Here is a 23,760-nt window from a genome sequence, read left to right as displayed (position 1 = left end):
GATAATTTGGCATTTGACAAGTGCACGCTGTTGAGTTCTCAAGGATCGGATGCTCCCACGACCCAGCCATCACAGCCAGGCCCGAAGGGCAACTTCTCTATCTTAGCCATCCCGACTCGCTTGTCAAATCAGCGCGCGGCGCGGATCGTAGATCCGCTGCGCAGCCGATTCCAGCTGCAGAAGGGGTGGACCTCCCATCCTAGACGCAAGCGTCTGATCTCTCAAGTGAGAGAGGATCGGGAGTGGTTCTCCGCTTGAGGGGGGTGAAGCTCTGGGCTTCTCCGCTTCCCTGTGGGGCGAACAAGTAATAAGTTACGTGGATTCCGGGGTTCTGGCAAATCGAGGCGGTACCCCCGGGCGTGTCGTCGGCCTTCGCCAGACGGTTTGTCCGGATCAGGCGGGTTTTCCGTCTCCTGGGGCGTCAGGAGTACGATCGCGCCATGCTCATGCTCACCGTCCGACGGTCCCTCCGCAGCGTCGACGAGGACTCCGCGTGAGTGCGGGACTCGCGCTCCTCTCCCGCGTGTGGCGCGAGCTCGACGGGGAGTCCCGGACACTCGACGGTGTCGCCGAGCCGACCACGGCGGTGCCGCTCCCTTCACGCCTCGCCACCGGCCGACTCGCCTGGGCGAGCATCGGTGCCGCGACCCTCGCAGCCGGCCGGAACCCATCGATGCTCGACGCCGGCCGGATCGCCACCGCGTACCGGAGCGACCGCGTCCTCACGATCGACGGCACCGCTCCCCCGGTGTGGGCCGCACTCTCGGGGTTCTGGCAGACGGCCGACGGTTGGATCCGCACGCACGCCAACTACCCGCATCATGCCGCAGGCCTTCGTGCCGGACTGCGATTGGGCGACACAGCGGAGGCCGCGGACGTGCGCGACGCCCTCGCCGTGCGAACATCAGCGGCGGCCATCGAGGCGATCAGCGCAGAAGGCGGACTCGCCGTCGCCGTCATGGCGGAGCATCCTGCCCTGGACGCCGCCCTCCGCCAAACACCGTTGCTCGACGTCCGCGGCTACGACTCCCCCGCTGCGCCGCGCGCTGTCCTTCTCGGGTCGGCATCGCGCCCGCTCGAGGGCATCCGCATCCTCGATCTCACACGTGTGATCGCGGGTCCGGTCTGCACCCGTACACTCGCGCTTCTCGGCGCCGACGTGCTGCGGGTCGACCCTCCAGGGCTGCTCGAACCCGAATGGCAGCACCTCGACACCGGCCACGGCAAGCGCTCGACCCTGCTGGATGCGCGATCCGCACGGTTCGACGAGCTGCTCGCCGAAGCGGATGCCGTGGTTCTCGGATACCGGCCCGCCGCGCTCGCCCGACTCGGGCTGGATCCGCAGTCACTGGTACCGCGGCATCCGGGACTGGTCGTGGCCCAGCTCAGCGCCTGGGGCGCGGACCATCCGCAACGGGCGGGCTTCGACAGCCTCGTGCAGGCCGAGTCGGGAATCGCGCTCATCGAGTCCCCGGACGGCGAGCGTCCGGGAGCACTGCCCGCTCAGGCGCTCGACCACAGCGCGGGGTATCTGCTGGCTGCCGCGATCACGATGCTGTTGCGCCGCCGCGCGATCGAAGGCGGCTCGTGGTGGGTGCAGACGTCGCTGCGACGCGTCGCCGCCGAGCTTCTCGGCATGCCGCGCCGAGCCGAGCCGGGTGCCGAGGTCGCGGTCGATCCGGCAGCGCACATCGCCCACTTCTCCATCGGTGATGTCGAGCTGGTGACGGCGAAGCCGGCACTTCCCGGCCTCGAGTTCGCGGCGCCCCGCACCTGGGGAGCGGATCAGCCGAGCTGGTGAGAGCGTCGGTTCAGAGACAGGACGACGCACAGCACCAGGGTGAGGGCACCCCACAGCGCGCACGCCGGGGGAAGAACCCGATACGCCAGGTGCTGCACGGTGAATTCCGCGTCGAGCGGTCCGAGGACGACCAGACCGATGACCCACGCCGTGAGCAGGATCACGGGCAGCGACAGCCACCACGTCACGCGGACACCGTGCGGCAACCGCTGCGAGAGGGCCGGACGCGCACCGTGCCGACGCAGCCAGAGCAGCGCCCACACTCCGATGATCACGAGTCCCAGCACGCTCGATCCGTGCTGGAGCCACTTGAAGCCGGTGAGCGGACCCCACATCTCGTCGAGCGCGGGGAGCGCTTGCACGCCCCATCGTCCCTCGTGCGTGAACAGGTCCCAGACGATGTGCGAGAGCACCCCGAGGATGAGCGAGACGGCGAGCAGCAGCGGATAGACGCGCTTCTCCCCCACACCCACTGCTCGTCCGGCGGCCTCGACCGCGCCGACAGACCACTCCTCGGGGAGACGTCGCGCGAGCCATCGCGGAGCGAGCTCCGGAACGGCGGGACGCAGCACCGCGCGCCAGAGGACGAACAGCACGAGTGCCACGGCCGCGGTCCACACGACGTTCGCGAAGGTGTGGGTGAACGAGTAGTCCAGCCCGACGCCGCGCAGGAACAGCGGGAGATCAGGAGTCATCGCACCGATCGCGATCGCCGCCGGCACCAGCGGCGTGCGGATGAAGGGCAGCGCGACGACCGCGTGACTCGGCGTGAACGGCATCCGCTGCTCAGCCGATGAAGACGCCCGCGAGGGTCTTCTTGCCGCGGCGGAGCACGGAGACTCCGCCGGGAAGAGAACCCTGAACCGTGGCCGCCTCGTCCTCGACGCGTTCGCCGTCGAGCGAGACGCCGCCCTGGGCGATCGCACGTCGGGCTTCGCCCAGGCTCGACACGAGTTCGGTCGCGACCAGCGCTTCGACCACCGGCGTGCCGGCGGCCACCGTCGCGTTCGGAAGCTCTTCGAGCGCGGTGCGCAGCGTCGACGCATCAAGAGCGGTCAGGTCGCCCTGCCCGAACAATGCCTCGGATGCCGCGATCACGGCGGCGGTCGCATCGATGCCGTGCACCGTGGCGACGACTTCGAGGGCGAGACGCTTCTGCGCGGCGCGACGGAACGGCTCCGACTCGACCAGCGCGGCGTACTCCTCGATCTCGGCGCGGCTGAGGAAGGTGAAGACCTTCAGCCGCTCGATGACGTCGGCATCGGCGGTGCTCAGCCAGAACTGGTACATCCGGTACGGGCTGCACATCTCGGCGTCGAGCCAGATCGCGTTTCCCTCGCTCTTGCCGAACTTCGTGCCGTCGCTGTTCGTGATGAGCGGCGTGCCGATGGCGTGCGCGGACACCCCTTCGGCGCGACGGATGAGGTCGGTGCCGCTGGTGAGGTTGCCCCACTGGTCGGAGCCGCCGGTCTGCAGCACGCAGCCGTACTGGCGGTACAGCTCGAGGTAGTCCATGCCCTGCAGGATCTGGTAGCTGAACTCGGTGTAGCTGATGCCCTCGTCGGAGCTCAGTCGCGCCGCGACGGCGTCCTTCTTGAGCATCGTGCCGACACGGTAGTGCTTGCCGATTTCGCGCAGGAAGTCGATCGCCGACATCGGCGCCGTCCAGTCGAGGTTGTTCACCATGCGCGCGGCGTTGTCGCCGTCGAAGCTGAGGTACCGCTCCACCTGCGTGCGCAGCCGGTCGACCCATTCGGCGACGGTCTCTCGCGTGTTCAGGGTGCGCTCTGCCGTGGGCCGCGGGTCGCCGATGAGACCGGTGGACCCGCCGACGAGCCCCAGCGGCTTGTGACCTGCCAGCTGGAGGCGACGCATCGTCAGCAGCTGCACGAGATTCCCGAGGTGCAGGCTCGGCGCTGTCGGATCGAACCCGCAGTAATACGTGATCGGGTCTCCGGCGAGAAGGGCGCGGAGCGCCTCCTGGTCGGTGGACACGTGGACGAGCCCGCGCCACAGCAGTTCGTCCCACACGTTCTCGAACGTGGGGTCGATCGCCGGAGTCGCGGTCGTCAGAGCGGGAGTTGACACGCGCTCCAGGCTATCAGCGCGCGACCTCGCCTCCGTCTCAGCTGTGCGCCGCCCACCAGACGAGGAAAGCGGCGCTCAGTGCGATGACCCAGCTGACGAGGCTGCCGACGAGGAAGTACTCGGCGCGGGCACCGGTCTCGCCGTCGCGAGAGATCTCCGGGAAGCGGACGATGCCCTTCGCCGCCAGCATCGCGGCCAGGACGGGGTAAGCCGCGGCGAGGGTGAGGATCATCACGATCGTGCGCTCCAGCGGGCCGATGAGGCGTCCGCCCTTGAAGCCGCCACGAGGATCGGCGGGCTTGGTCGGTGCCGCATCGACAGGGGCATCCGCCCCGTCGCCGACCGGCGGCACCAGCGGGGCCGGCGTCGTGGGCTCCGGGACGACGGGGACGGCCGGCTCCGGATCGGCGGGTCGCCACGTGTGCTCGCCGTCGAGCGCCGCGCGCACCACGAGGTTGGAGGACTCCAAGAGGAAGACGCCCGCGCCGAGGACGAGCATCGCGAGATCGAACGAGACGTCGCCGAAAGGCGATCGCAGGCTCCAGACGTCGCCGATGAGCCCGGCATCCGCCCGCGCGCCGAGCGACACGACCGCGCCGACGCTCAGCACACCGAGAAGGACCGCCGGCCAGAAGCCCAGCGGAGCCCTCCGCTCGTCGGGCATCGACCAGACCCAGAGCGCACCGACCACGAGCGCGGCGATCATCGGCAGCAGCGCGTCGCTGACGCTGCCCAGGAGCAGCAGCAGCACGGCCACGGTCAGGTACCCGATCCAACGACGGGGCGCGAACTGGCGGACGAGGTCGACGGCGCCGACGGCGAGGAGCACGAATCCGGCGATGATCATGCGGATCCTCCTCGCAGGACGGCTACTCCTTCGAGGACCGCCGCGGCCCCTGCGCTGCGCAGCGACTTCGAGACGCTCGGCTGGGAGATGCCCTCCTCGTCGGCGAGCTCGTGCTGCGACCGCCCGATCAGGCGGCCGTAGGTCAGACGGCGCTCGCGCTCGCTCATCGCGCCGACCAGCTCGTCACGCACGAGGAGGTAGGCGTTCGACGCCGCGATCGTGCTGTCCATGACCTCATCCTGCCCCGGGGCTCCGACAATCCAGGTACGCGCTCGCGGTATGGCGCGCCCTTCGCGGGCGTGCACGATGTCGATCGCCGCCCGCGCCGCGTACCACCCCGGGCCGTCGGCGAGTTCGCCGTGCACGGATTCGACCGCGGATACCTCCCCCACGCCGACGCCGAACCGGAAGCCGATCCCGTCGGGCAGCCGCAGCTGGATCATGAGGAGGGAGACCAGAGCGTCGCCGAGGTCTCGATAGACGCCCTGCTGCTCATCCCCCACCGTAGGCGTGAGCGACTGAGCGGCCAGCGGGAGGTCAGCTTCGACCTGCGCGATGGTCTCGTCCAGCACCTGTTGCGCGGCGGTGCGATCGTCGAGCTTACGAGAGCCCACGATGTCGGCGAGTACGGCGATGACCATGGCATAACCATAACACGCATAACCTCACTTTATGCCTTGAATGGCTATATGTTGGGAACATGCCTGAATCGCACATCATCGCCTGGGATGCCGGGACCTGGACCAACGACCCGCAGACCGTGACCGAGACCGACGCGCTCGAGGTCACCGCCATCGAGGGCAGCGATGCCTGGCGACACACCGCCTACGGCTTCGTCCACGACACCGAGCACGCCCTCCTCGCCCCCTTGGCCGTCGGGGAGGCGATGGAGGTCTCCTTCCGCGCACCATGGGACGGGCAGTTCGATCAAGCCGGCGTCTTCGTACGGATCGACGCCGAGCACTGGATGAAAGCCGGCGTCGAGTACGCCGACGACCACCTGGGACTCGGTGCCGTCGTCACCGCCGGCGGCTCGGACTGGTCGGTGGGACATGTGGACGAGTGGCTGGAGAGCGAGATCACGGTGCGCGTGAGCCGGTGGACGGATGCCGTGATCGTCCGCGCTCGTGCCGACGACGGCCCCTGGCGCCTGGTGCGCGTCGCTCCGTTCGACGGCACGGCCGCGGCATCCGCCGGTCCTCTCCTCGCCGCCCCGACCCGCGCCGGATTCACCGTGCGGTTCACCCGGTGGACCCGTTCCGAGGCGGACGTCGACCTGCACTGAGCCGGCCTGCACCGGCCCGGCGACGCCTACAGGCCGAGGGCGTGCGCCGCGGCCTGCGCCCGGGCGACGAGCTCGGCCCGCTGCTCGGTCACCCGCACCGGCGCGGTGCCGCCGACGCCGGTCCTCGACGCCACGGATCCCTCGATCGTGAGGACCTCGCGCACGGCGGGAACGAGATGCGGCGACACCGAGAGCAGCAGCTCGTCGGACGCGTCCTCCAGACCGATCCCCTGCTCCTCGCACGCACGCACCAGGGCGCCGGAGATCTCGTGCGCGTCGCGGAACGGAACCCGCTGCTTCACCAGCCACTCCGCCACGTCGGTCGCGAGCGAGAAGCCCTGGGGCGCGAGCGCCGCCATCCGCTCGGTGTCGAAGCGCAGGGTGGCGATCATGCCGGCGAAGGCCGGGAGCAGCACCTCGAGCGTCTGCACCGAATCGAAGACCGGCTCCTTGTCCTCCTGCAGGTCGCGGTTGTACGCGAGCGGCAGTCCCTTCAAGGTCGCCAGCAGGCCGGACAGGTTGCCGATGAGCCGGCCGGACTTGCCGCGGGCGAGCTCGGCGATGTCGGGGTTCTTCTTCTGCGGCATGATGCTCGACCCGGTCGAGTAGCCGTCGTCGAGCGTGACGAAGCCGAACTCGCGCGTGTTCCAGAGGATGATCTCCTCCGCGAGGCGCGAGATGTCGACGCCGGTCATCGCGGTGATGAAGGCGAACTCCGCGACGACGTCGCGCGCGGCGGTGCCGTCGAGCGAGTTCTCCGACGGACGGTCGAGACCGAGCTCGGTCGCGACGAGCGCCGGGTCGAGCCCGAGGGTCGATCCGGCCAGCGCTCCCCCGCCGTAGGGCGAGAAACCAGCGCGACGACGCCAGTCGACGAGTCGCTCGAGCTCACGCACCAGCGGCCAGCCGTGCGCCTGCAGGTGATGGGCGAGCAGCACGGGCTGCGCATGCTGCAGGTGCGTGCGCCCGGGGAGGATCGCGTCGGGGTGCGCCTCGGCCTGCGCGACGAGGGCGTCGATGACCCGCAGGATGTCGCGGGCGATCACCCGGGCGTGGTCGATCAGGTACATGCGCACGAGGGTCGCGATCTGGTCGTTGCGGCTGCGGCCGGCGCGCAGCCGTCCGCCCAGCTCCGGCCCGAGCTCCGCGATCAGCGCCTGCTCGAGCGCACCGTGCACGTCCTCGTCCGTGGGAACCGGAAGCAGCGTGCCGTCCGCGACCTTGCGCGCCACGGCATCGAGCCCCGCGTGCATCCGCTCGGCCTCATCCGGTTCGAGATAGCCGGCGGCGGCGAGCGCGGTCGCATGAGCGTGCGAGCCGGCGATGTCGTACGGCGCGAGGATCCAGTCGAAATGAGTGGAGCGGCTGAGCGCCACGAGCTCCGGTGAGGGGCCGGTGGCGAAACGGGCTCCCCAGAGCGCGCCTTCGTTGGTGCCTTCGTGAGTGGGGTCGGTCATCACGCGTCCTTCTTCCCGAGCAGCCAGACCAGCAGGGCCTTCTGCGCGTGCAGGCGGTTCTCGGCCTCGTCCCAGACGACGCTCTGCGGTCCGTCGATGACGGTCGAGTCCACTTCGTAGCCGCGATCGGCGGGAAGGCAGTGGATGAAGATCGCCTCGGAGTCGGCGAGCTGCATCGTCTCCGGCGTCACCTTGTATCCGCCGAGATCGCGGATGCGCGCGATCTTCTCCTCCTCCTTGCCCATCGACACCCACGTGTCCGTGACAACGACGTCGGCGCCGGCAGCGGCCTCGACCGGGTCGGTGTAGAGCGCGATGGAACCGCCGGTCTCCGCGGCGCGACGATCGGCGGCCTCGATCACATCGGCGCGCGGCGCGTAGTCCGCCGGAGACGCGATGCGGACATGCATGCCCGCTGTCACGCAGGCCAGCGCATAGGAATGCGCCATGTTGCTCTGCCCGTCGCCGAAGAAGGTGAGCGTGAGCCCCTTCAGCTCGCCCTTGTGCTCACGGATCGTGAGCAGGTCGGCGAGCAGCTGGCAGGGGTGGAAGTCGTCCGAGAGGGCGTTGATCACGGGGACCCGCGTGCCCTCCGCCATCTCCTCGAGTCCTGCCTGCGCGTAGGTGCGCCACACGATCGCCGCGACCTGGCGCTCGAGCACGCGGGCGGTGTCGGAGGGCGTCTCCTTGCCGCCGAGCTGGCTGTTCGCCGTCGAGATGATGAGCGGCGAGCCGCCGAGGTCCGCGATGCCCACCGCGAACGAGACGCGGGTGCGCGTGGAGGACTTGTCGAAGATCACCGCGACAGTCTGCGGACCGGCGAGGCTCTTATCCGCCCAGCGGTCCTTCTTCAGCTCGATGGCGAGATCGAGGATCTCCGCCTGCTCGGCGGGCGTGAGGTCGTCGTCACGCAGCAGGTGGCGGGTCATGCGGAAACCTTTCCGGGTACGGATGCGGAGACATCGGCGAGTGCGGCGGCGAACAGCTCGCGGAACACGGCGAGCTCGTCGTCGCCGATCGTGAGGGCGGGTGCGATGCGCACCGTCTCGGGGTTCGCGGCGTTCACGATGAGGCCGCGCTCCTGAGCCGCAGCGACGACGACCCCGGCGACCGGTGCGCTCAGCGCGACGCCGATCAGGAGGCCGCGGCCGCGGACCGCGGAGATGAGGGGCGAATCGAGGCCGAGGATCAGCTCGCGCAGCTCCTCCCCGCGGCGTGCCGCGTTCTCGACGAGCCCGGCATGCTCGATCTCGGTCAGCACCGCATCGGCCACCGCGGTCGCGAGCGGGTTGCCGCCGAACGTGGAACCGTGGGAGCCGGGTGTGAACAGATCGCTGGCGGCACCGTAGGTGACCAGCGCGCCGATCGGGAAACCACCGCCGATGCCCTTCGCGAGGGTGATCGCGTCCGGGGTGATCCCCTCGTGGCTGAACCCGAACCAGGCACCGGTGCGTCCGGCCCCGGTCTGGATCTCATCCACGATCAGCAGGGCGCCGTGCGCCAGGGTCAGCGAGCGGGCCGCGGCCAGGTAGCCCTCCGGCAGCTCGACGACGCCGGCTTCGCCCTGGATGGGCTCGACGATGACCGCGGCGACGCGGTCATCCATGGCCGCCTCGAGTGCTTCGATGGTCGCGGGGATGTGCTCCACACCACCGGGCATCGGCTCGAACGGGGCACGCATCGACGCCTTCGCCGTCATGGCGAGCGACCCCATGGTGCGGCCGTGGAACCCGTTCTCGAGAGCCAGGATGCGCGGGCGCTCGGTGCCGCCGTGCAGACGTGCGAGCTTGAAGGCCGCCTCGTTCGCCTCGGCACCTGAGTTCGAGAAGAACACCCGTCCGCCGATGCCGGCACCGGCGAGGCGCTTGAGTCGAGCGGCCAGCGCGAGCTGCGGCGGCGTGGCGAAGTAGTTCGACACGTGGGCCAGCGTCGCGGCCTGCTTCGAGACCGCTTCGACGAACACCGGGTGCGCGTGGCCGAGCGAGGTCACGGCGATTCCGGCGAGGAAGTCCAGGTAGCGTCGCCCGTCGGCATCCCACAGGTACGAGCCCTCACCGCGGGTGAGCAGTGCGAGCCGGTCTCCGGCGTTCTGCACGAGATCGCGCTCCACATCGTCCTGCCAGACGGTCATGCCGTCACCTCCGTCTTTCCCAGAACCACTTCGGTTCCGATTCCCTTGCTGGTGAAGAGCTCGACGAGCACCGAGTGCGGCACCCGTCCGTCGATGATGGCCGCAGCGTCCACGCCGCCCTCGACGGCTTCGAGACAGGCGCGCATCTTGGGGATCATCCCGGACTCCAGCGTCGGCAGCATCCGAATGAGCTCCGCGGATGTCAGGTGGGACACGAGCGAGTCGCGGTTGGGCCAGTCCGCGTAGAGCCCCGGCACATCGGTCAGGACGACGAGCTTGCGCGCCTTCAGGGCGACGGCGAGCGCTGCCGCAGCGGCATCCGCGTTGACGTTCAGCGACTGACCGGGATGGTCGAGGTCCGGAGCGATGCTCGAGACCACCGGCACCCGTCCGGCCGCGAGGTGATCGAGAACCGGGGTCGGGTCGACCTCGACGACATCGCCGACGCGGCCGAGATCGACCTCGAGCCCGTCGATGACGACACCGCGGCGGCGACCGCCGAAGAGCCCGGCGTCCTCACCGCTGAGTCCGGTCGCGATCGGCCCGTGGGAATTGATCTTCGAGACCAGCTGCGGATTGACCTGCCCGGTGAGCACCATGCGCACGACGCTGATCGCCTCGGTGTTGGTGACGCGGTAGCCGCCCTTGAACTCGCTCGGGATCTCGAGCCGCTGCAGCATGTCGGAGATCTGGGGTCCGCCGCCGTGCACGACCACCGGCTGCACTCCGACGTTGCGGAGATACGCGATGTCCTGCGCGAACGCGTCCTGCAACTCGTCCGAGACCATGGCGTTGCCGCCGTACTTGATCACCACGATCTGATCGCGGAACTTCTTGAGCCACGGCAGCGACTCGATCAGGGTGGTCGCCTTCTGCGCGGCGACTTCGGCGGGCGTGTCCTGGATGTCGGTCATGAGGCGTAGGCGCTGTTCTCGTGCACGTAATCGTGGGTGAGGTCGTTGGTGAGGATCGTCGCCGTGTCGTCTCCCGACTTCAGGTCGATCACGAGGTGCGTGGCGCGCGGAGTCAGGTCGACCTCCTCGCGTGGCCGGTCCGGGCCGCCCTCGGTGCACACCCGGACGCCGTTCATCCAGACGTCGACGTCGTAGGGGTCGAACCGGGCTCCCGTGGTGCCGATCGCGGCGAGCACGCGGCCCCAGTTGGGGTCGTTGCCGAAGATCGCCGCCTTGAACAGGTTGTTGCGGGCGACGGAGCGGCCGACCTCGACGGCGTCCTGCTCGGATGCCGCGTGCTGCACCTCGATCGTGATGTCGTGGCTCGCGCCCTCGGCATCGCCCTGCAGCTTCACGGCGAGCTCCTGCGAGAGCTCGGTCAGCGCCGCGGCGAAGTCGTCGAGGTCGGGGGCGATCCCCGATGCGCCGTTGGCGAGCAGCGTGACCTGGTCGTTGGTCGACATGCAGCCGTCCGAGTCGAGCCGGTCGAAGGTCCGCCCGGTCGCGCGACGCAGGGCCGCATCGGCGTCGAGCGGCTCGATGACCGCGTCGGTCGTGATCACCACGAGCATCGTCGCGAGCCCCGGAGCCAGCATCCCGGCTCCCTTCGCCATGCCGCCGATCGTCCAGCCGTCCCGGGAGACGACCGCCGTCTTCGACACGGAGTCGGTGGTCATGATCGCCTCGGCCGCGGCCTGTCCCCCGTCGGCGCTGAGCTCGGCGATCGCCTGCGCGGTGCCGTCGAGCACCTTGCCGCGGAACACCTCGTCGCCGACGCCGATCAGGCCGGTCGAGCAGATCAGGACGTCGCCGGCGCTGACGCCGAGGAGTTCGGCGGCCTTCTCGGCGGTCTGGTGCGTGGTCTGAAACCCGAATGCTCCGGTGAAGCAGTTCGCCCCGCCCGAGTTCAGCACCACGGCTTCGACGACGCGGTCCGCGACCGCCTGCTGCGACCAGATGATCGGGTTCGCCTTGGCGCGGTTGCTCGTGAAGACGGCAGCCCCGACCTTGCGCGGTCCGCGGTTGACGACGACGGCGACGTCGGGCTTGCCGGTGGACTTGAGTCCGGCGGCGACACCGGCCGCCTCGAATCCTGCGGGGGCGGTGACACTCATGGTGCGACTCCGTTGACTGAGAGGGCGCGGCCTTCGGGGAGACCGAGCGCGAGGTTCATGGACTGGATGGCGGCGCCAGCCGTGCCCTTGACGAGGTTGTCGACCGCGGTGACGACGGTCACCCGGTTGGCGGCGCGGTCGATCGCGAGGCCGATCAGGGCGGTGTTGGCTCCGAGCACGTCGGCGGTGCGCGGGAAGCGCCCCTCGGGAAGCAGCTGCACGAACGTCTCGTCGCCGTAGGCGCTCGCCCAGGCGTCGCGGATCTGCGCGTCGGTGGCCCCTTCGACGATCGGCGCGGTCGAGGTGGCGAGGATGCCGCGGGACATCGGCACCAGCACGGGGGTGAACGAGATGCGGATGTCGTCTCCCTGGTGCCCTGAGCCTGTCGAAGGGATCGCCGCCGCGAGCGCCTGGCGGATCTCGGGGATGTGCCGGTGCGTGCCGCCGACCGCGTAGGGGTTGGCGGTGCCGAGGATCTCGCTGGCGAGCAGGTTGCTCTTGAGGCTCTTGCCTGCGCCCGACGGCCCGACCGCGAGGACCGAGACGATGTCGGACGGGTCGATGACCCCGGCAGCGATCCCCGGCGCGAGACTGAGGCTCACGGTGGAGGCGTTGCACCCGGGAGCCGCGATACGGCTCGCTCCGCGCAGGTGTTCGCGCTGCTTCACGCCGTCGACCAGCAGCTCCGGCACGCCGTAGGTCCAGGCGTCGTGGAACGTACCGCCGTAGAAGGCATCCCAGGCGGACTGCGAGGTGAGCCGATGGTCGGCGCCCGCGTCGATCACGAGCGGCACATCGCCGAGCGCATCGGTGTACTGGCCCGACTGCCCGTGCGGGAGCGCGAGGAACACGATGTCGTGTCCGGCCAGGATCTGTGGCGTCGTGTCCTGCAGGGTGAGGTGGGCGAGCGAACGCAGGTGCGGCTGGTGGTCGATGAGGGGCTGGCCGGCGTTCGAATGAGCCGTCACGGTGCGGATCTCGATGTCGGGATGATCGGCCAGGAGGCGCAGAATCTCGCCGCCTGCGTAGCCGGATGCGCCGGAGACGGCGACGGTATACGTCATGCTTCTACCTTAACGGTCGGGCCCTCGAGGAATCGGGGACCATGGGCGGGGCCGGAGCGGCGACACCGGCACTCGACCGCCGCGCGTGCGCAGGCAGGATCCGGGGTCGCCTAGAGTCGGCGGCCGCCGCGGCGTCGGAGCACGACGATGACGCTCGGAACGAGCGTGATCGAAGCGAGGACGGCCGAAGACATGTCGCGACAGTAGCGCGGGCAGCGCGGCATCCGCAAATCCACGCCGTCACACGACCGGATGACCCTCCAGCGGCGCGGCGAAGAAGGCCAGCTCGTGTGCGCTCGACACCTCGAAGGCTCGCAGCATCCGTCCCCTCTTCTCGGGCTCCGCTGCCGCCGCCGCGGTCGCGACGAACTCGATCGCCCGACGTGTCGCCTCTTCGAACGCGGCGTCGGCGTACGTCGCGAGCCAGGAGGCGTACGGATGCCGCGGGTCGCGCGCGTACGCGCCGAACTCTCCCGCGTGGAGGCGCCGACCGAGGTCCGTGTACAACCAGAAGCACGGGAGGACAGCGGCGATGAGCTCTTCATAGTCGCCGCCGAACGCGACCGAGCGCAGATGGTCGAGGTAGGCCGTGGTCGCGGGGGCCGGCCTCGCCGAGAACGTCGCCGCGCCCACGCCCTGCGAGGGCGTCAGCCACGCGGCGTGCAGTTCGAGCTCTCCGACGATGGAGCCGTGCGCGGAGTTCGCCCAGAACGCCTGCTCCTCGGAGGTGGACGCCAGGCGGGCGGCCTCAGCCAGGACGCGGGCATAGTCGCGCAGATACAGCGCGTCCTGCGCGAGATAGAACAGGAAGGGCTCCCGAGCCAGCGTCCCGTCCGCGAGCGCGCGGATGAACGGCAGCTCGTCGATCGCCGTACGGGTCGCGGAGATCTGCCGCCACCAGTCCGCCTCGACCACTGCGGCTGTCGGGCGAGTGTCCAGTCCTCCGCGCGCCCAGAGGCCGGCGAAGTGGCTGATCGGGCCCTGCCCTCGCCCGACGCGCAACGCCTCGCCTTCGCGCAGCGACTCGCGGAGCCAGGCGCGCGCACCGGCCACGGCCGTCGGCGCGTCCTCTCCCTTCGCGAGCCGGGTGGCGAGCGCGGACGACAGGGAGCAGCCCGTGCCGTGGGTGTTCCGCGTGGTGATGCGGGCGCCGGCGAACTCCTGTCGCCGCCCTCGCGGCGCGTCGATCAGCGCGTCCGGGGCCTCGTCCCCCGGCAGGTGCCCGCCCTTGACGAGTACCATCGCTCCGACGTCGGCTGACAGTTCCTCGGCTGCGGCGAGCGCGTCCGGCCAATCGGTCGGGACCCGGCCGGCCAGCACGGCGAGCTCGGCGAGGTTCGGCGTGATGAGGTCTGCGTGACGGAGAAGTCGTCGCAGCTCCCCCTCCGCCTCCGGATCGAGCAGGCGGTCTCCCGAGGTCGCGACCATGACCGGGTCGAGCACGACGACGGGCGGCCGCACGACGTCGAGCCAGGCAACCACCGTGCGGATGACCTCGGCGTCGGCCAGCATCCCGATCTTCACCGCGTCGAGCGTGATGTCATCCGACACCGCCTCCAGCTGCGCCTGCAGGAAGTCGGTCGGCGGCACGTGCACGCCGCGGACGCCCTCGGTGTTCTGCGCGGTCAGGGCGGTGATCACGGCCATGCCGTAGCCGCCGTTGGCGGCGATCGACTTGAGGTCGGCCTGTATCCCCGCCCCTCCCGACGGATCACTGCCGGCGATGCTGAGGATGCGCGGGGCGGCGCCGGCGTGCCAGCGTCGCCGGAACTGCGCCGCCTCCCGACGCGGGTCGTCGGCCGCGCACAACGCCGACACCACAGCCAGGCCGGCCGCGCCCGCCTCACGCAGAGCCTCGGTGTCGTCGATGCCGACGCCGCCGATCGCCACGCACGGCAGCGGACTCGCGGCGGCGAACGCCCGGAAGCCCTCGATGCCCAGAGCCGGCGGGTGGTCCGGTTTCGTGAGCGTGGGACGGATGACCCCGACGCCGAGGTGGTCGACGGTGCCGGGCGGCAGCGCGAGCACGGCCTCGAGGTGCGCCGGGCTGTTCGCCGTCAGCCCGATGACCGCATCGGGGCCGAGAGCCTCACGGGCGCGGAGCACCGAGGCATCCCCCTGTCCGAGATGCACGCCGTCCACCCGCGCCCCGCGTTCCCGGGCCGCGATCGCGGCGTCCAGACGATCGTTCACGACGAGCAGAGCACGACCGTCTATCGCGTGGGAGAGATCGACCAGCTGGTCGACGATCTCGGCGTCGGTCGCGGCCTTGTCACGCAGCTGCACGATGCGCACGCCTCCGTCGACCGCCTGACGCACCGTCTCGACGACACCGCGTGCGCCGCAGAGCGCGGGGTCCGTGACGAGATAGAGCGAGAGATCGGCGTTCACAGCGCGCCGCTCTCGACACGGGCGCCGGCGGCGAGATCGGCCGCGCTCACCGCGGAGAGGGCATCGAGCAGGGCGACGGCGAAGCTGCCCGGCCCCGTCGACCGGAGCGCGGCCTGCTCCGCCGCGATCGTGTAGACGAGGCTGGCCGAGGCGACGGCGGTGAACGCGTCGACACCCGCACGCCTGGCCGCTCCGAGGAACGCGGCCATCACCGCGCCGAGCGCGCAGCCTCCGCCCGTGACGCGGGTGAGCAGCTCATCGCCGTTCGCGATGCGCAGCACGCGCTGCCCGTCGGTGATCAGATCGACAGGACCGGAGACGGCGACCACACTCCCGAAACGCGCCGCGAGCGACAGAGCCGCATCGGCTGCGGCATCCGTGCTGTCCGTCGCATCCACGCCGCGGCCGCCCGCGCTGAGGCCCGCGAGCGCGAGGATCTCCGAGGCGTTGCCGCGGATCGCGGTGGGACGCTGTGCGACGAGCTCCTGCGCGAGGGCGGTGCGCACGGGCAGCGCGCCGATGGCGACCGGGTCGAGCACCCAGGGTGTGCCTGCTGCCGAGGCCCCGGCGACCGCCTCGACACTCGCCGCACGCTGCTCGGGCGTCGGGGTGCCGAGGTTGATCAGCAGGCCGGAGGCGACCCCGGCGAACATCCCGGACTCTCCGACGATGTCGACCATGGCCGGTGCCGCCCCCACGGCGAGCAGCACGTTCGCCGTGAAGCCGGTGACGACGGCGTTGGTGATGCAGTGCGTCAACGGCGGAGCCTCGCGCAGCACCCCCAGCAGCGTCCCGGCCGAAGCCGCGAGGTCGATGGTGGATTCCGGACGCAGACGATCGCTCATGGGCGACATCCCTTCGCTAGTACGAACTAGATCAGGTTCGACGGGTCTGTTCTCAGCCGCGGATGCGGCACCCCGTGTCACTGCTCGAAGTCTAGCGACCGAGCTCGGCCAGCAGCGCGCGCTCCTCCGTCCTGGTGAGCCCGGCGCGGCGGATGCGGTCGATCCCGCGAGTCCGCTCGTCGGCGACCACATCCGCGATGGTCTCGGCGAGCGGGCGGAGCGTGCCACCGGTCGCGTGGAACCTCGCGTTCGAACGAGTCATGAACCCGGTCGCCTCCGCCGGGAGCCAGAGCGGCAGAGAGCGCTCCCCCATCCAGTACTCGACGCTCTGCGCGAGCAGCCACTCCTCGGTGGCGATCACGGTATCTCCCGTGTGTCCGGATGCCGCGCGCACGGACTCCAGCACGTAACCGAGCGGGTTCGCGTCGCCGATCGTGTTGACGGAACCGCTCCCGGTCGCGGCGACCACGTACGCGGCGAGGTCGTCGACGTCGATCACCTGCACCGCGCGGCCATCGACCGCAGGCAGCAGCACCGGTTCATCGCCTGCTCTCGTGAACGCGGCCGCCCAGTATCCGAACCGGTCGCTCGGGTCGCCGGCGCCGACGATGAGTCCCGGCCGCACGACGAGCGCACGCTCGCCCAATGTCCCGACGGCATCTTCCGCCGCGGCCTTCTGCGCGCCGTACTCGTACTCGTCGCCCGGCCGGGCGGGCGGATGCCGGGGCGCGGACTCGTCCGCCCCGACCGTCTCGTCGTCGGCGTAGACCGACATCGACGAGACGTACGTCCAGCGTGCGGCGCGATCGCCGAGCGCGTCGACGGCGCCGGCGACATGCGCGGCCTTCGAGGAGATGTCGACCACGTGATCCCAGTCCCGCACGGTGAGCCGGGTGTAGACCTCCGGGTCATCGCGATCACCCTGTACGAGCTCCGCACCATCGGGCGCGGCCCGCTCACCGCGCGCGAGGCAGGTGACCGCCGCCCCGGCATCCAGCCATCGTCGGGCGATCCGCCCCGAGAGCCAGCCCGTCCCACCCAGGATCAGCACGTCCGTCATGGGTCCATGTCACCAGCATCCCGCTCCGGAGGGAAGGTCTCTCCGCTCAGAGCAGGGAGGTCATGTCACTCGGCGGCGCAGCTCCCCGAGTCCGGCGAGCTCCGGGATCGTCCACGAGGGATCCGGCCGCCAACCGAGCCACTCGGCGTCGAAGGGCCAGTCCGCCGCCTCGAACGAGGCGATCGCCGCGTCCGCGTGGCGTTCGATCTGCGCGGCCTGCTCGGGGCTGAGCCGCCCCTGTTCGATCGCCGCCGCCAGTTCGTCCTCGTCCTTGAGGTGGATCACGCCGTCGGGGTCGATCTCCACGTCGAGGATGTGATCCGACGAGTACGTGTCGTGGTCGGTGCGCAGATGCGCGTTCTCGAGGTTCACGTACCACCCCGCGAACGTCCACTCCGGTCCTGTCGTCTCGCTCCAGAACAGCCAGACCGACCACGGCAGGCCGGCGGGCGCGATGCGCAGCACGCCGTTGCCCCACCACTCCTCGACGATGCGGGTGCGCTCCTCCAGCCAGCGGCGCGCGAGGGGCACCGTGCGCACGCGCTGCCCGTCCGGAGCACCCTGCGACTCCTGCAGCGTGCCGGGTGCGAGCCAGGCGACCAGTCCGTTCTCGTCGTCGCGCACCACGCGCATCGGAGAGATGGTCGACGGCTCCCCCGGCTGCCAGCCCGGCTTGCGGTAATGCCAGTCGATCTGCGCACCCGGCGGAAGGAACGGGCCTTCCCCGAGAGGTCGCGCATCGTCAGGGGCGGCAGCCGGAGTGCCCTGGGGGAGGATGCTCATCCCGCCACGGTACTCCGGCGCCGCCGCTGTCCGGCGGAACCCGCGCTCAGTCGCGCAGCGCGGCGCCGAAGCGCTCGGCCGCGACCGCCACACCCGCGAGCTTGGCCTCGGTGGCCTCCGCCGCAGTGAGCGTGCGATCATCGGCGCGGAAGCGCAGCGCGAACGTCAGGCTCTTCGATCCGCCGGGTACGCCCTCGCCGCGATAGTCGTCGACGAGTCGCACCGATTCGAGCAGGGCGCCGGCACCCTCGACCAGAGCCGCGCGCAGGTCGCCTGCCGCGACATTCGCGGGGACGGTGAGCGAGACGTCCTGCGTCGCCGCCGTGAACGTCGAGAGCGACTCGGCGACGATGCGTCCGCCCGCAAGGGAGAGGATGCGATCGAGGTCGAGCTCGAGCACCGTCGCGCGCCCCGGCAGGTCGGCGTCCTCCGCCACAGCGGGGTGCAGCTCGCCCACGTAGCCGACGGTCTCGTCGGCGATGCGGAGAGAACCGGTGCGACCGGGGTGCAGAGCGGCGCGCTCGGCCTGGACGACATCGATCTCCACGCCGGCGGCGGCGGCGATCACGCGCACGGCGTCCAGCGCCTCGGCGAGTCCGGCCGGCTCGGCGGCCCGCCCGGGCTGACGCGGCGAGACGTTGCCGGTCAGGAGGGCTGCAACATGCCGGTGCTGCGGCGGGATCGAGGCGTTCAACTCCGCGAGCTTCTCGTCGGAGGGACGAGCACCGAGCGGCGGCACGTCGTCCGTGCCGTACTCGACGCCGGGCTCCGGGAGGAACACGACACCGGTCTCGAAGATCGCGATGTCGGTCAGGCCGCGCGCGATGTTGCGGTGCGCGGTCTGCAGCAGGCCGGGGATGAGCGACCGGCGCAGGAACGGCGACTGACCGTCGAGCGGATTCGCCAGGCGGATGCTGGGCAGGTGCTGTCCGGATGCCGAGCCGTGCAGGTCGTTCTGCGCCTCCGTCGTGAAGGGGAACGCCGGCGTCTCGACGAGACCGGCGGCCGCCAGCGCGTCGGCGACACGACGGCGACCCTGCTGATGCGCGGTGAGGCCTCGCCCCGAAGGCGGCGTCGGCAGCACCGAGGGGATGCGGTCGAGGCCGTGGATACGGGCGACCTCCTCGGCGAGCGTCCACTTGTCGGTGAGGTCGGGGCGCCAGGTCGGCGGGATGACGGTCCAGCCTCCCTGGGTGCCTGAGCCGGTCGAAGGGGACACCTCCGCGCCGATCGTCGTCAGGGCGCCGGTGATCTCGGCATCGGTGTAGTCGACGCCGATGAGCCCCTGCACGAATCCGGCGGGAAGCTCGATCTCCGAGACGAAGACCTCGGCGAACAGCGCGCCGCCCTCTTCCGTGAGCGTGCCGCCGGCGAGCTCGACCATGAGGTCGGCAGCCCGTCGCGCCGCGACGAACGGCACGAGCGGATCGACGCCGCGCTCGAAGCGCTTGGACGCCTCGCTGGGCAGCTTGTGCCGGCGGGCCGATCGAGCGATGGTCGTCGGGTCGAAGATCGCCGCCTCGATGAGCACGTTGCTCGTGGTCTCGCTCATCTCGGTCGTGCCGCCGCCCATGACGCCGGCGAGGCCGATCGGACCGGAGTCGTCTGTGATGAGGAGGTCTTCGACGTGGAGGGCGCGCTCAACGCCGTCGAGGGTCTTCATCTTCTCCCCCGGCGTCGCGCGGCGGACCGTGATGCCACCGGCGAGCTTGTCGAGGTCGTAGCCGTGCAGCGGCTGGCCGAGTTCGAGCATCACGTAGTTGGTGATGTCGATCAGCACTCCGAGCGAGCGCATGCCGGCGAGGCTGAGTCGCGCGATCATCCACGGCGGCGTCGGGCGCGAGGGATCGACACCGCGCACGACGCGCGTGACGAACTCGCTCGCACCGACGCGCCCGCGCACCGGCGCCTGGTCATCGACGATAGCCGTGTGTCCGGCGCCGGGCTGGAGCTCGGCGAAGTCGCGCTCGGCCGGGTCGCGGAAGTCCGCGCCGGTCGCGTGCGAGTACTCGCGGGCCACGCCGCGCAGCGAGAACGCGTAGCCGCGGTCGGGCGTCACGTTGATCTCGACGGCGACGTCATCGAGCCCGAGCAGCGCGATCGCGTCGGTGCCGACGGGCGCGTCGATGCCGAGGTCCGAGAGCACCAGGATGCCGTTGTGCTCGTCACCGAGGCCCAGCTCGCGCGCCGAGGCGATCATGCCGTCGGACACGTGCCCGTAGGTCTTGCGCGCCGCGATCGGGAACGGACCGGGCAGCACGGCGCCGGGGAGCGTCACGACGACCTTGTCACCCGCGACGAAGTTGTGCGCACCGCAGACGATGCCGCGGACGCCGCCGTTCGCCTCGCCCACGTCGACCTGGCACCAGTTGATCGTCTTGCCGTTCGACTGCGGTTCGGCCTCGAGCGAGACGACCTGCCCGACGACGACGGGACCGGAGATCTCGAAGCGGTGCACGTCCTCCTCTTCGAATCCGACGGTCACCAGGGCCTCGAGGACATCCTCCGGCGTGGCATCCGCTGCCAGATCGACGTACTCACGCAACCACGAAAGCGGGACGCGCATCACACCACCATCCCGTACTGCTCGCTGAAACGGACATCGCCCTCGGCCATGTCGCGCATGTCCTGCACATCGCTGCGGAACATCAGTCCTCGCTCGATGCCCATGCCGAACGCGAAGCCGCTGTACACCTCGGGATCGATCCCGGCCGCGCGGAGCACGTTCGGGTTGACCATGCCGCAGCCGCCCCACTCGATCCAGCGCGCGCCGCCCTTGAAGGTCGGATGCCACAGGTCGAGCTCGGCGGAGGGCTCGGTGAAGGGGAAGTAGTTCGTGCGGAAGCGCATCTTGGCCTCGGGCCCGAAGAGCTGCTTCGCGAAGTGATCGAGTGTGCCCTTCAGATGCGCCATCGTGATGCCCTTGTCGATCACGAGGCCCTCGAACTGCGTGAACACGGGAAGGTGCGTCGCGTCGAACTCGTCGGTGCGGTAGACGCGGCCGGGGCACAGCACGTAGATCGGCAGCTCGCGGTCGAGCATCGAGCGCACCTGCACCGGGCTCGTGTGCGTGCGCATGACGAGGTGACGCGAGGTCGGGTCGACGTAGAACGTGTCCTGTTCCTGGCGGGCGGGGTGGTCCACGTCGAAGTTCAGCGCGTCGAAGTTGAACCACTCGTGCTCGAGCTCGGGTCCCTCCGCGATCTCCCACCCCATGCCGACGAAGATGTCGGACACCTGATCCTGGAGGAGCGTGAGCGGATGCCGCGCACCGACGCGCGTGCGCGACGGAACGGCGGTGATGTCGATCCGCTCCGCCTCGAGACGCGCGGCGACCTCGGCGGCCGCGAGCTCGGACTCCTTGGCGGCGAGTGCCTGCGTCACCTGACCGCGGCCCTGGCCGACGAGCTTGCCGAATGCGGCCTTGTTCTCGGGGGCGACCTGGCGCATCGACGCGTTGAGGACCGCGAGCGGCGACCCTTCCGCGACGTGAGCGGCGCGGGCGGCCTTCAGCTCGGCCGTATCGGCGGCCGCGGCGATCGCCGTCAGGGCCGCCGCGACGGCTGCTTCGACCGCTTCCGGGGTGATTTCAGGAGACTCAGACACGAGAGTCGAGTCTACCGGGGGCCGCGCCGCGGTCTCTCACCCGTATCGGGGTCAGAGCGGACCGAACATCGTCACAGCGACACCGGCGTTCCAGGTGAGACGCTCGGCCTCGAGCGCCGCCGCGATCCGAGGATCTCGGTGCACCTGACGCCGCAGCGCCTCCCGCCCCCGACCGAGGATCGCCGCTGGAACGACGAAGCCGGAGACGAGCAGCAGGGCACAGCCGCCGTCGAGCACGAGGAGCGGCACCGGGTCGGCGCTCGACATCATCGCGGGGATGAGGAAGACGTTGAAGACGACGAAAAGGCTCAGTGCGGCGATGACGCCGCCACGCAGATCCCCCGCACCACGAGTCGTGTAGGACTTTCCCGGTCTCGGGATCCAGCCACGCTCGCGCCGGAGGAACAGCGCGGCGACAGCCGCGACGATGACGCCGGCGATCGCCCACGGCACAGAAGCGGACGGCGTCACACCCAGGGCGAGAATGCCGAGTCCGACGATCGTGGTCGATGCGCCGAGCGACAGGAAGGCGCCCCACATGCCGCGGCGCATCGCGCGCGCATCGGCGATCTCACGCAACCGTGTGCGGGACTCGACGCCGTATCGCGCGGCCAGTTCCGGATCCAGCCATTCCGCGAGCGTCCGGCTCGTCGCTGGAGGATGGGTCGGGACCGGTTCGACGTGCACGACGACAAGCCTGCCAGAAGTTTCCGGCAGCGGCGTGGAGGTCAGACGCCGCCGGTACTGCTGCCGAGGTTGAACTTACCCGCCCCGCCCTGCATCGCGATGAGCTCGGTGTCGGTGCCGCCGCCGTGGAGACGCGGATCGTCGCCGCCGCCCACCGGAGTGCCGCCCTGCAGCCGCGGCGACCGACGAGTGCGGATCTCCAGCCACTTCGCGATGCCCGAGAGGATGAGGCACATGATGATGTAGATGCCACCGATGACGAAGGCCGACTGCAGCACAGGGCGACCCTGCTGCGACGTGAGCTGCTTCGCGAAGTACAGGAGCTCGGGATACGTGATGATGAACCCGAGCGCGGTGTCCTTGAGCGTGACGACGAGCTGAGCGACGATGACCGGAAGCATCGCCCTGATGGCCTGCGGCATGAGGATCAGGCGCATGACCCCGCTCTTGCGGAGTCCGATCGCGTACCCGGCCTCCCCCTGGCCGCGGGGCAGTGATTCCACGCCGGCGCGGAGCACCTCGGCGAGCACGGAGCCGTTGTAGACCATCAGCGCGAGCACGACAGCCCAGTACGGCTCCATCTTGACGCCGATCACGGGCAGGCCGTAGTACAGCAGCATCATGAACACGAGCACCGGCACGGCGCGGAAGAACTCGGTGATGACGGTGACGGGAACGCGGATCCACGCACGGTCGGAGAGCCGGCCGATCGCGAGGATGAAGCCGAGCGCCAGAGCGAGGATCGCAGCGAGGCCGAACGCGGCGAGGGTGCGACCGAGCGCCCCGAAGATCTGAGTCCAGACGGCGCTGAACGTGAAGACGTACCAACGCGAGGCGTCGAACTGCCCGCTCTCGTAGAAGCGGTATCCGATGAAGGCGAGCAGGGCGAGCACGACCAAGACGGTGCCCACGCCGATGAGGCGGTTCCGCAGGATCGCCTTGGGCCCGGGGACGTCGTACAGGACGGAAGTCATCGCGCGATCCTCCACTTGTTCTCGAGATAGCGCTGAAGCCAGCTGAGCAGCATCACCAGGGCGACGAAGATGACGGCGACCCAGAGCAGGACGACGAGGGCGTTCTCGCCGCGCTCGCTGAGGTAGGAGCGGATGGCGCCGAGCTCGACGACCGAGAATCCGGCCGCGACCGTCGTGTTCTTCAGCAGCGCGATGAAGACGCTCATCATCGGTGGGACGACCGAGCGGAAGGCCTGCGGCAGGATGACGAGCGACATGACCTGTCCGAAGGGAAGACCGATCGCTCGGGCCGCTTCGGCCTGACCGACCGGCACCGTGTTGATTCCCGCGCGGATGACCTCGGCGACGTACGTCGCCGTGTAGATGCCGATGGCGAGGATGCCGAGCACCGTGGTGCTCAGCTTCGGCAGCCCCAGCTGGGGGTAGCCGAAGATGAAGAAGAAGAAGACGAGGGTCAGCGGGGTGTTGCGGATGAGGTTCACGTAGAGCGTGCCCACACCGCGGGCGATCGGTACCGGGGCCACTCGCGCCGCTCCGACGATCAGACCCAGGACGAGGGCGAGAACGCCGCCGCCGAAGAAGATCAGCAGGGTGTTGCTCACCGCCTCTCCCCACAGGTCGAGGTTTCCGAAGATGACGTCCACGCCGTCCTCCCCTTCAGGATGAGGAGGGG

Annotated in this window: 21 protein-coding genes and 1 riboswitch; of the genes, 2 read left to right on the top strand and 19 right to left on the bottom strand. The window is 70.1% G+C overall.

Translation table 11 applies throughout. The annotated features are described in order from the left end of the window. The first annotated feature begins 493 nt into the window (after positions 1 to 493). Positions 494 to 1,801: a CoA transferase gene (locus tag ABD648_RS20195; RefSeq protein WP_282216708.1), complete on the top strand. Its 1,308-nt coding sequence runs from the start codon at positions 494 to 496 to the stop codon at positions 1,799 to 1,801. Here ABD648_RS20195 and ABD648_RS20190 read toward each other — a convergent pair. From ABD648_RS20190 to ABD648_RS20175, 4 genes are read right to left on the bottom strand one after another with little or no spacing between them, the layout of a single operon-like run. Beyond that, a complete protein-coding gene (locus tag ABD648_RS20190) occupies positions 1,786 to 2,580 on the bottom strand; it encodes a DUF4184 family protein (protein ID WP_282216707.1) in 795 nt (264 codons plus the stop codon). The two genes, ABD648_RS20195 and ABD648_RS20190, sit on opposite strands and share 16 nt — an antisense overlap. Positions 2,581 to 2,587: 7 nt before the next feature. Continuing rightward, entirely contained in the window at positions 2,588 to 3,889 is a 1,302-nt protein-coding gene (gene tyrS / locus ABD648_RS20185) for a tyrosine--tRNA ligase (RefSeq protein WP_282216706.1), read from the bottom strand. 37 nt (positions 3,890 to 3,926) lie between these two features. Further along, the gene (locus ABD648_RS20180) at positions 3,927 to 4,736 is read right to left on the bottom strand and encodes a hypothetical protein (protein ID WP_282216705.1); all 810 of its coding nucleotides are present in this window, start codon (positions 4,734 to 4,736) and stop codon (positions 3,927 to 3,929) included. Continuing rightward, the gene (locus ABD648_RS20175) at positions 4,733 to 5,377 is read right to left on the bottom strand and encodes a SatD family protein (protein ID WP_282216704.1); all 645 of its coding nucleotides are present in this window, start codon (positions 5,375 to 5,377) and stop codon (positions 4,733 to 4,735) included. The genes ABD648_RS20180 and ABD648_RS20175 overlap by 4 nt, the downstream gene beginning before the upstream one ends. Before the next feature lie 59 nt (positions 5,378 to 5,436). Here ABD648_RS20175 and ABD648_RS20170 point away from each other — a divergent pair, with 59 nt between their 5' ends. Then, the gene (locus ABD648_RS20170) at positions 5,437 to 6,021 is read left to right on the top strand and encodes a DUF1349 domain-containing protein (RefSeq protein ID WP_282216703.1); all 585 of its coding nucleotides are present in this window, start codon (positions 5,437 to 5,439) and stop codon (positions 6,019 to 6,021) included. A 26-nt stretch (positions 6,022 to 6,047) separates the two neighbouring features. Here ABD648_RS20170 and argH read toward each other — a convergent pair whose 3' ends face one another. The 15 genes from argH to ABD648_RS20095 all read right to left on the bottom strand — a co-directional run bounded on the left by argH (position 6,048) and on the right by ABD648_RS20095 (position 23,731). After that, positions 6,048 to 7,478, bottom strand: coding sequence for an argininosuccinate lyase (gene argH, locus ABD648_RS20165; protein WP_282216702.1), 1,431 nt, complete (start codon positions 7,476 to 7,478; stop codon positions 6,048 to 6,050). Beyond that, the gene (gene argF / locus ABD648_RS20160) at positions 7,478 to 8,407 is read right to left on the bottom strand and encodes an ornithine carbamoyltransferase (RefSeq protein WP_282216701.1); all 930 of its coding nucleotides are present in this window, start codon (positions 8,405 to 8,407) and stop codon (positions 7,478 to 7,480) included. Before argF ends, argH begins: the two co-directional genes overlap by 1 nt. Next, positions 8,404 to 9,609, bottom strand: a complete 1,206-nt coding sequence (locus ABD648_RS20155) for an acetylornithine transaminase (RefSeq protein ID WP_282216700.1) — start codon at positions 9,607 to 9,609, stop codon at positions 8,404 to 8,406. The genes argF and ABD648_RS20155 overlap by 4 nt, the downstream gene beginning before the upstream one ends. After that, positions 9,606 to 10,523: an acetylglutamate kinase gene (argB, locus tag ABD648_RS20150; protein ID WP_282216699.1), complete on the bottom strand. Its 918-nt coding sequence runs from the start codon at positions 10,521 to 10,523 to the stop codon at positions 9,606 to 9,608. The genes ABD648_RS20155 and argB overlap by 4 nt, the downstream gene beginning before the upstream one ends. Then, complete coding sequence (argJ, locus tag ABD648_RS20145) at positions 10,520 to 11,677, bottom strand: bifunctional glutamate N-acetyltransferase/amino-acid acetyltransferase ArgJ (protein WP_282216698.1); 1,158 nt, start codon at positions 11,675 to 11,677, stop codon at positions 10,520 to 10,522. Before argJ ends, argB begins: the two co-directional genes overlap by 4 nt. Then, on the bottom strand, positions 11,674 to 12,741 hold the full coding sequence (gene argC / locus ABD648_RS20140; RefSeq protein ID WP_282216697.1) for an N-acetyl-gamma-glutamyl-phosphate reductase: 1,068 nt from the start codon (positions 12,739 to 12,741) through the stop codon (positions 11,674 to 11,676). Before argC ends, argJ begins: the two co-directional genes overlap by 4 nt. A gap of 240 nt (positions 12,742 to 12,981) precedes the next feature. Further along, positions 12,982 to 15,132: a bifunctional hydroxymethylpyrimidine kinase/phosphomethylpyrimidine kinase gene (locus tag ABD648_RS20135; RefSeq protein WP_282216696.1), complete on the bottom strand. Its 2,151-nt coding sequence runs from the start codon at positions 15,130 to 15,132 to the stop codon at positions 12,982 to 12,984. After that, complete coding sequence (gene thiM, locus ABD648_RS20130) at positions 15,129 to 15,977, bottom strand: hydroxyethylthiazole kinase (RefSeq protein ID WP_282216695.1); 849 nt, start codon at positions 15,975 to 15,977, stop codon at positions 15,129 to 15,131. Before thiM ends, ABD648_RS20135 begins: the two co-directional genes overlap by 4 nt. Beyond that, positions 15,969 to 16,062, bottom strand: a riboswitch (TPP riboswitch). (Overlaps the previous gene by 9 nt.) A gap of 6 nt (positions 16,063 to 16,068) precedes the next feature. Next, positions 16,069 to 17,037, bottom strand: coding sequence for an NAD-dependent epimerase/dehydratase family protein (locus ABD648_RS20125; RefSeq protein WP_282216694.1), 969 nt, complete (start codon positions 17,035 to 17,037; stop codon positions 16,069 to 16,071). A 60-nt stretch (positions 17,038 to 17,097) separates the two neighbouring features. Further along, complete coding sequence (locus ABD648_RS20120; protein WP_282216693.1) at positions 17,098 to 17,820, bottom strand: ribonuclease FAU-1 family protein; 723 nt, start codon at positions 17,818 to 17,820, stop codon at positions 17,098 to 17,100. Positions 17,821 to 17,866: 46 nt separating this feature from the next. Then, positions 17,867 to 20,386, bottom strand: a complete 2,520-nt coding sequence (gene pheT, locus ABD648_RS20115; protein ID WP_282216692.1) for a phenylalanine--tRNA ligase subunit beta — start codon at positions 20,384 to 20,386, stop codon at positions 17,867 to 17,869. Next, entirely contained in the window at positions 20,386 to 21,426 is a 1,041-nt protein-coding gene (gene pheS, locus ABD648_RS20110; protein WP_282216691.1) for a phenylalanine--tRNA ligase subunit alpha, read from the bottom strand. Before pheS ends, pheT begins: the two co-directional genes overlap by 1 nt. A gap of 51 nt (positions 21,427 to 21,477) precedes the next feature. Continuing rightward, the gene (locus tag ABD648_RS20105; RefSeq protein ID WP_282216690.1) at positions 21,478 to 22,113 is read right to left on the bottom strand and encodes a hypothetical protein; all 636 of its coding nucleotides are present in this window, start codon (positions 22,111 to 22,113) and stop codon (positions 21,478 to 21,480) included. A 41-nt stretch (positions 22,114 to 22,154) separates the two neighbouring features. Beyond that, positions 22,155 to 23,087 (bottom strand): amino acid ABC transporter permease, encoded by a 933-nt coding sequence (locus ABD648_RS20100; RefSeq protein WP_282216689.1) that lies wholly within the window; start codon positions 23,085 to 23,087, stop codon positions 22,155 to 22,157. Next, positions 23,084 to 23,731, bottom strand: coding sequence for an amino acid ABC transporter permease (locus ABD648_RS20095; protein WP_282216688.1), 648 nt, complete (start codon positions 23,729 to 23,731; stop codon positions 23,084 to 23,086). Before ABD648_RS20095 ends, ABD648_RS20100 begins: the two co-directional genes overlap by 4 nt. Between the last annotated feature and the right edge of the window lie 29 nt (positions 23,732 to 23,760).

Origin of the sequence: Microbacterium luteolum, from assembly GCF_039533965.1 — a bacterium.
Taxonomy (GTDB): Bacteria; Actinomycetota; Actinomycetes; order Actinomycetales; family Microbacteriaceae; genus Microbacterium; species Microbacterium luteolum.
The sequence above is the reverse complement of the archived record's forward strand: the minus strand, read 5'-3'. Positions and strand labels throughout refer to the sequence as shown.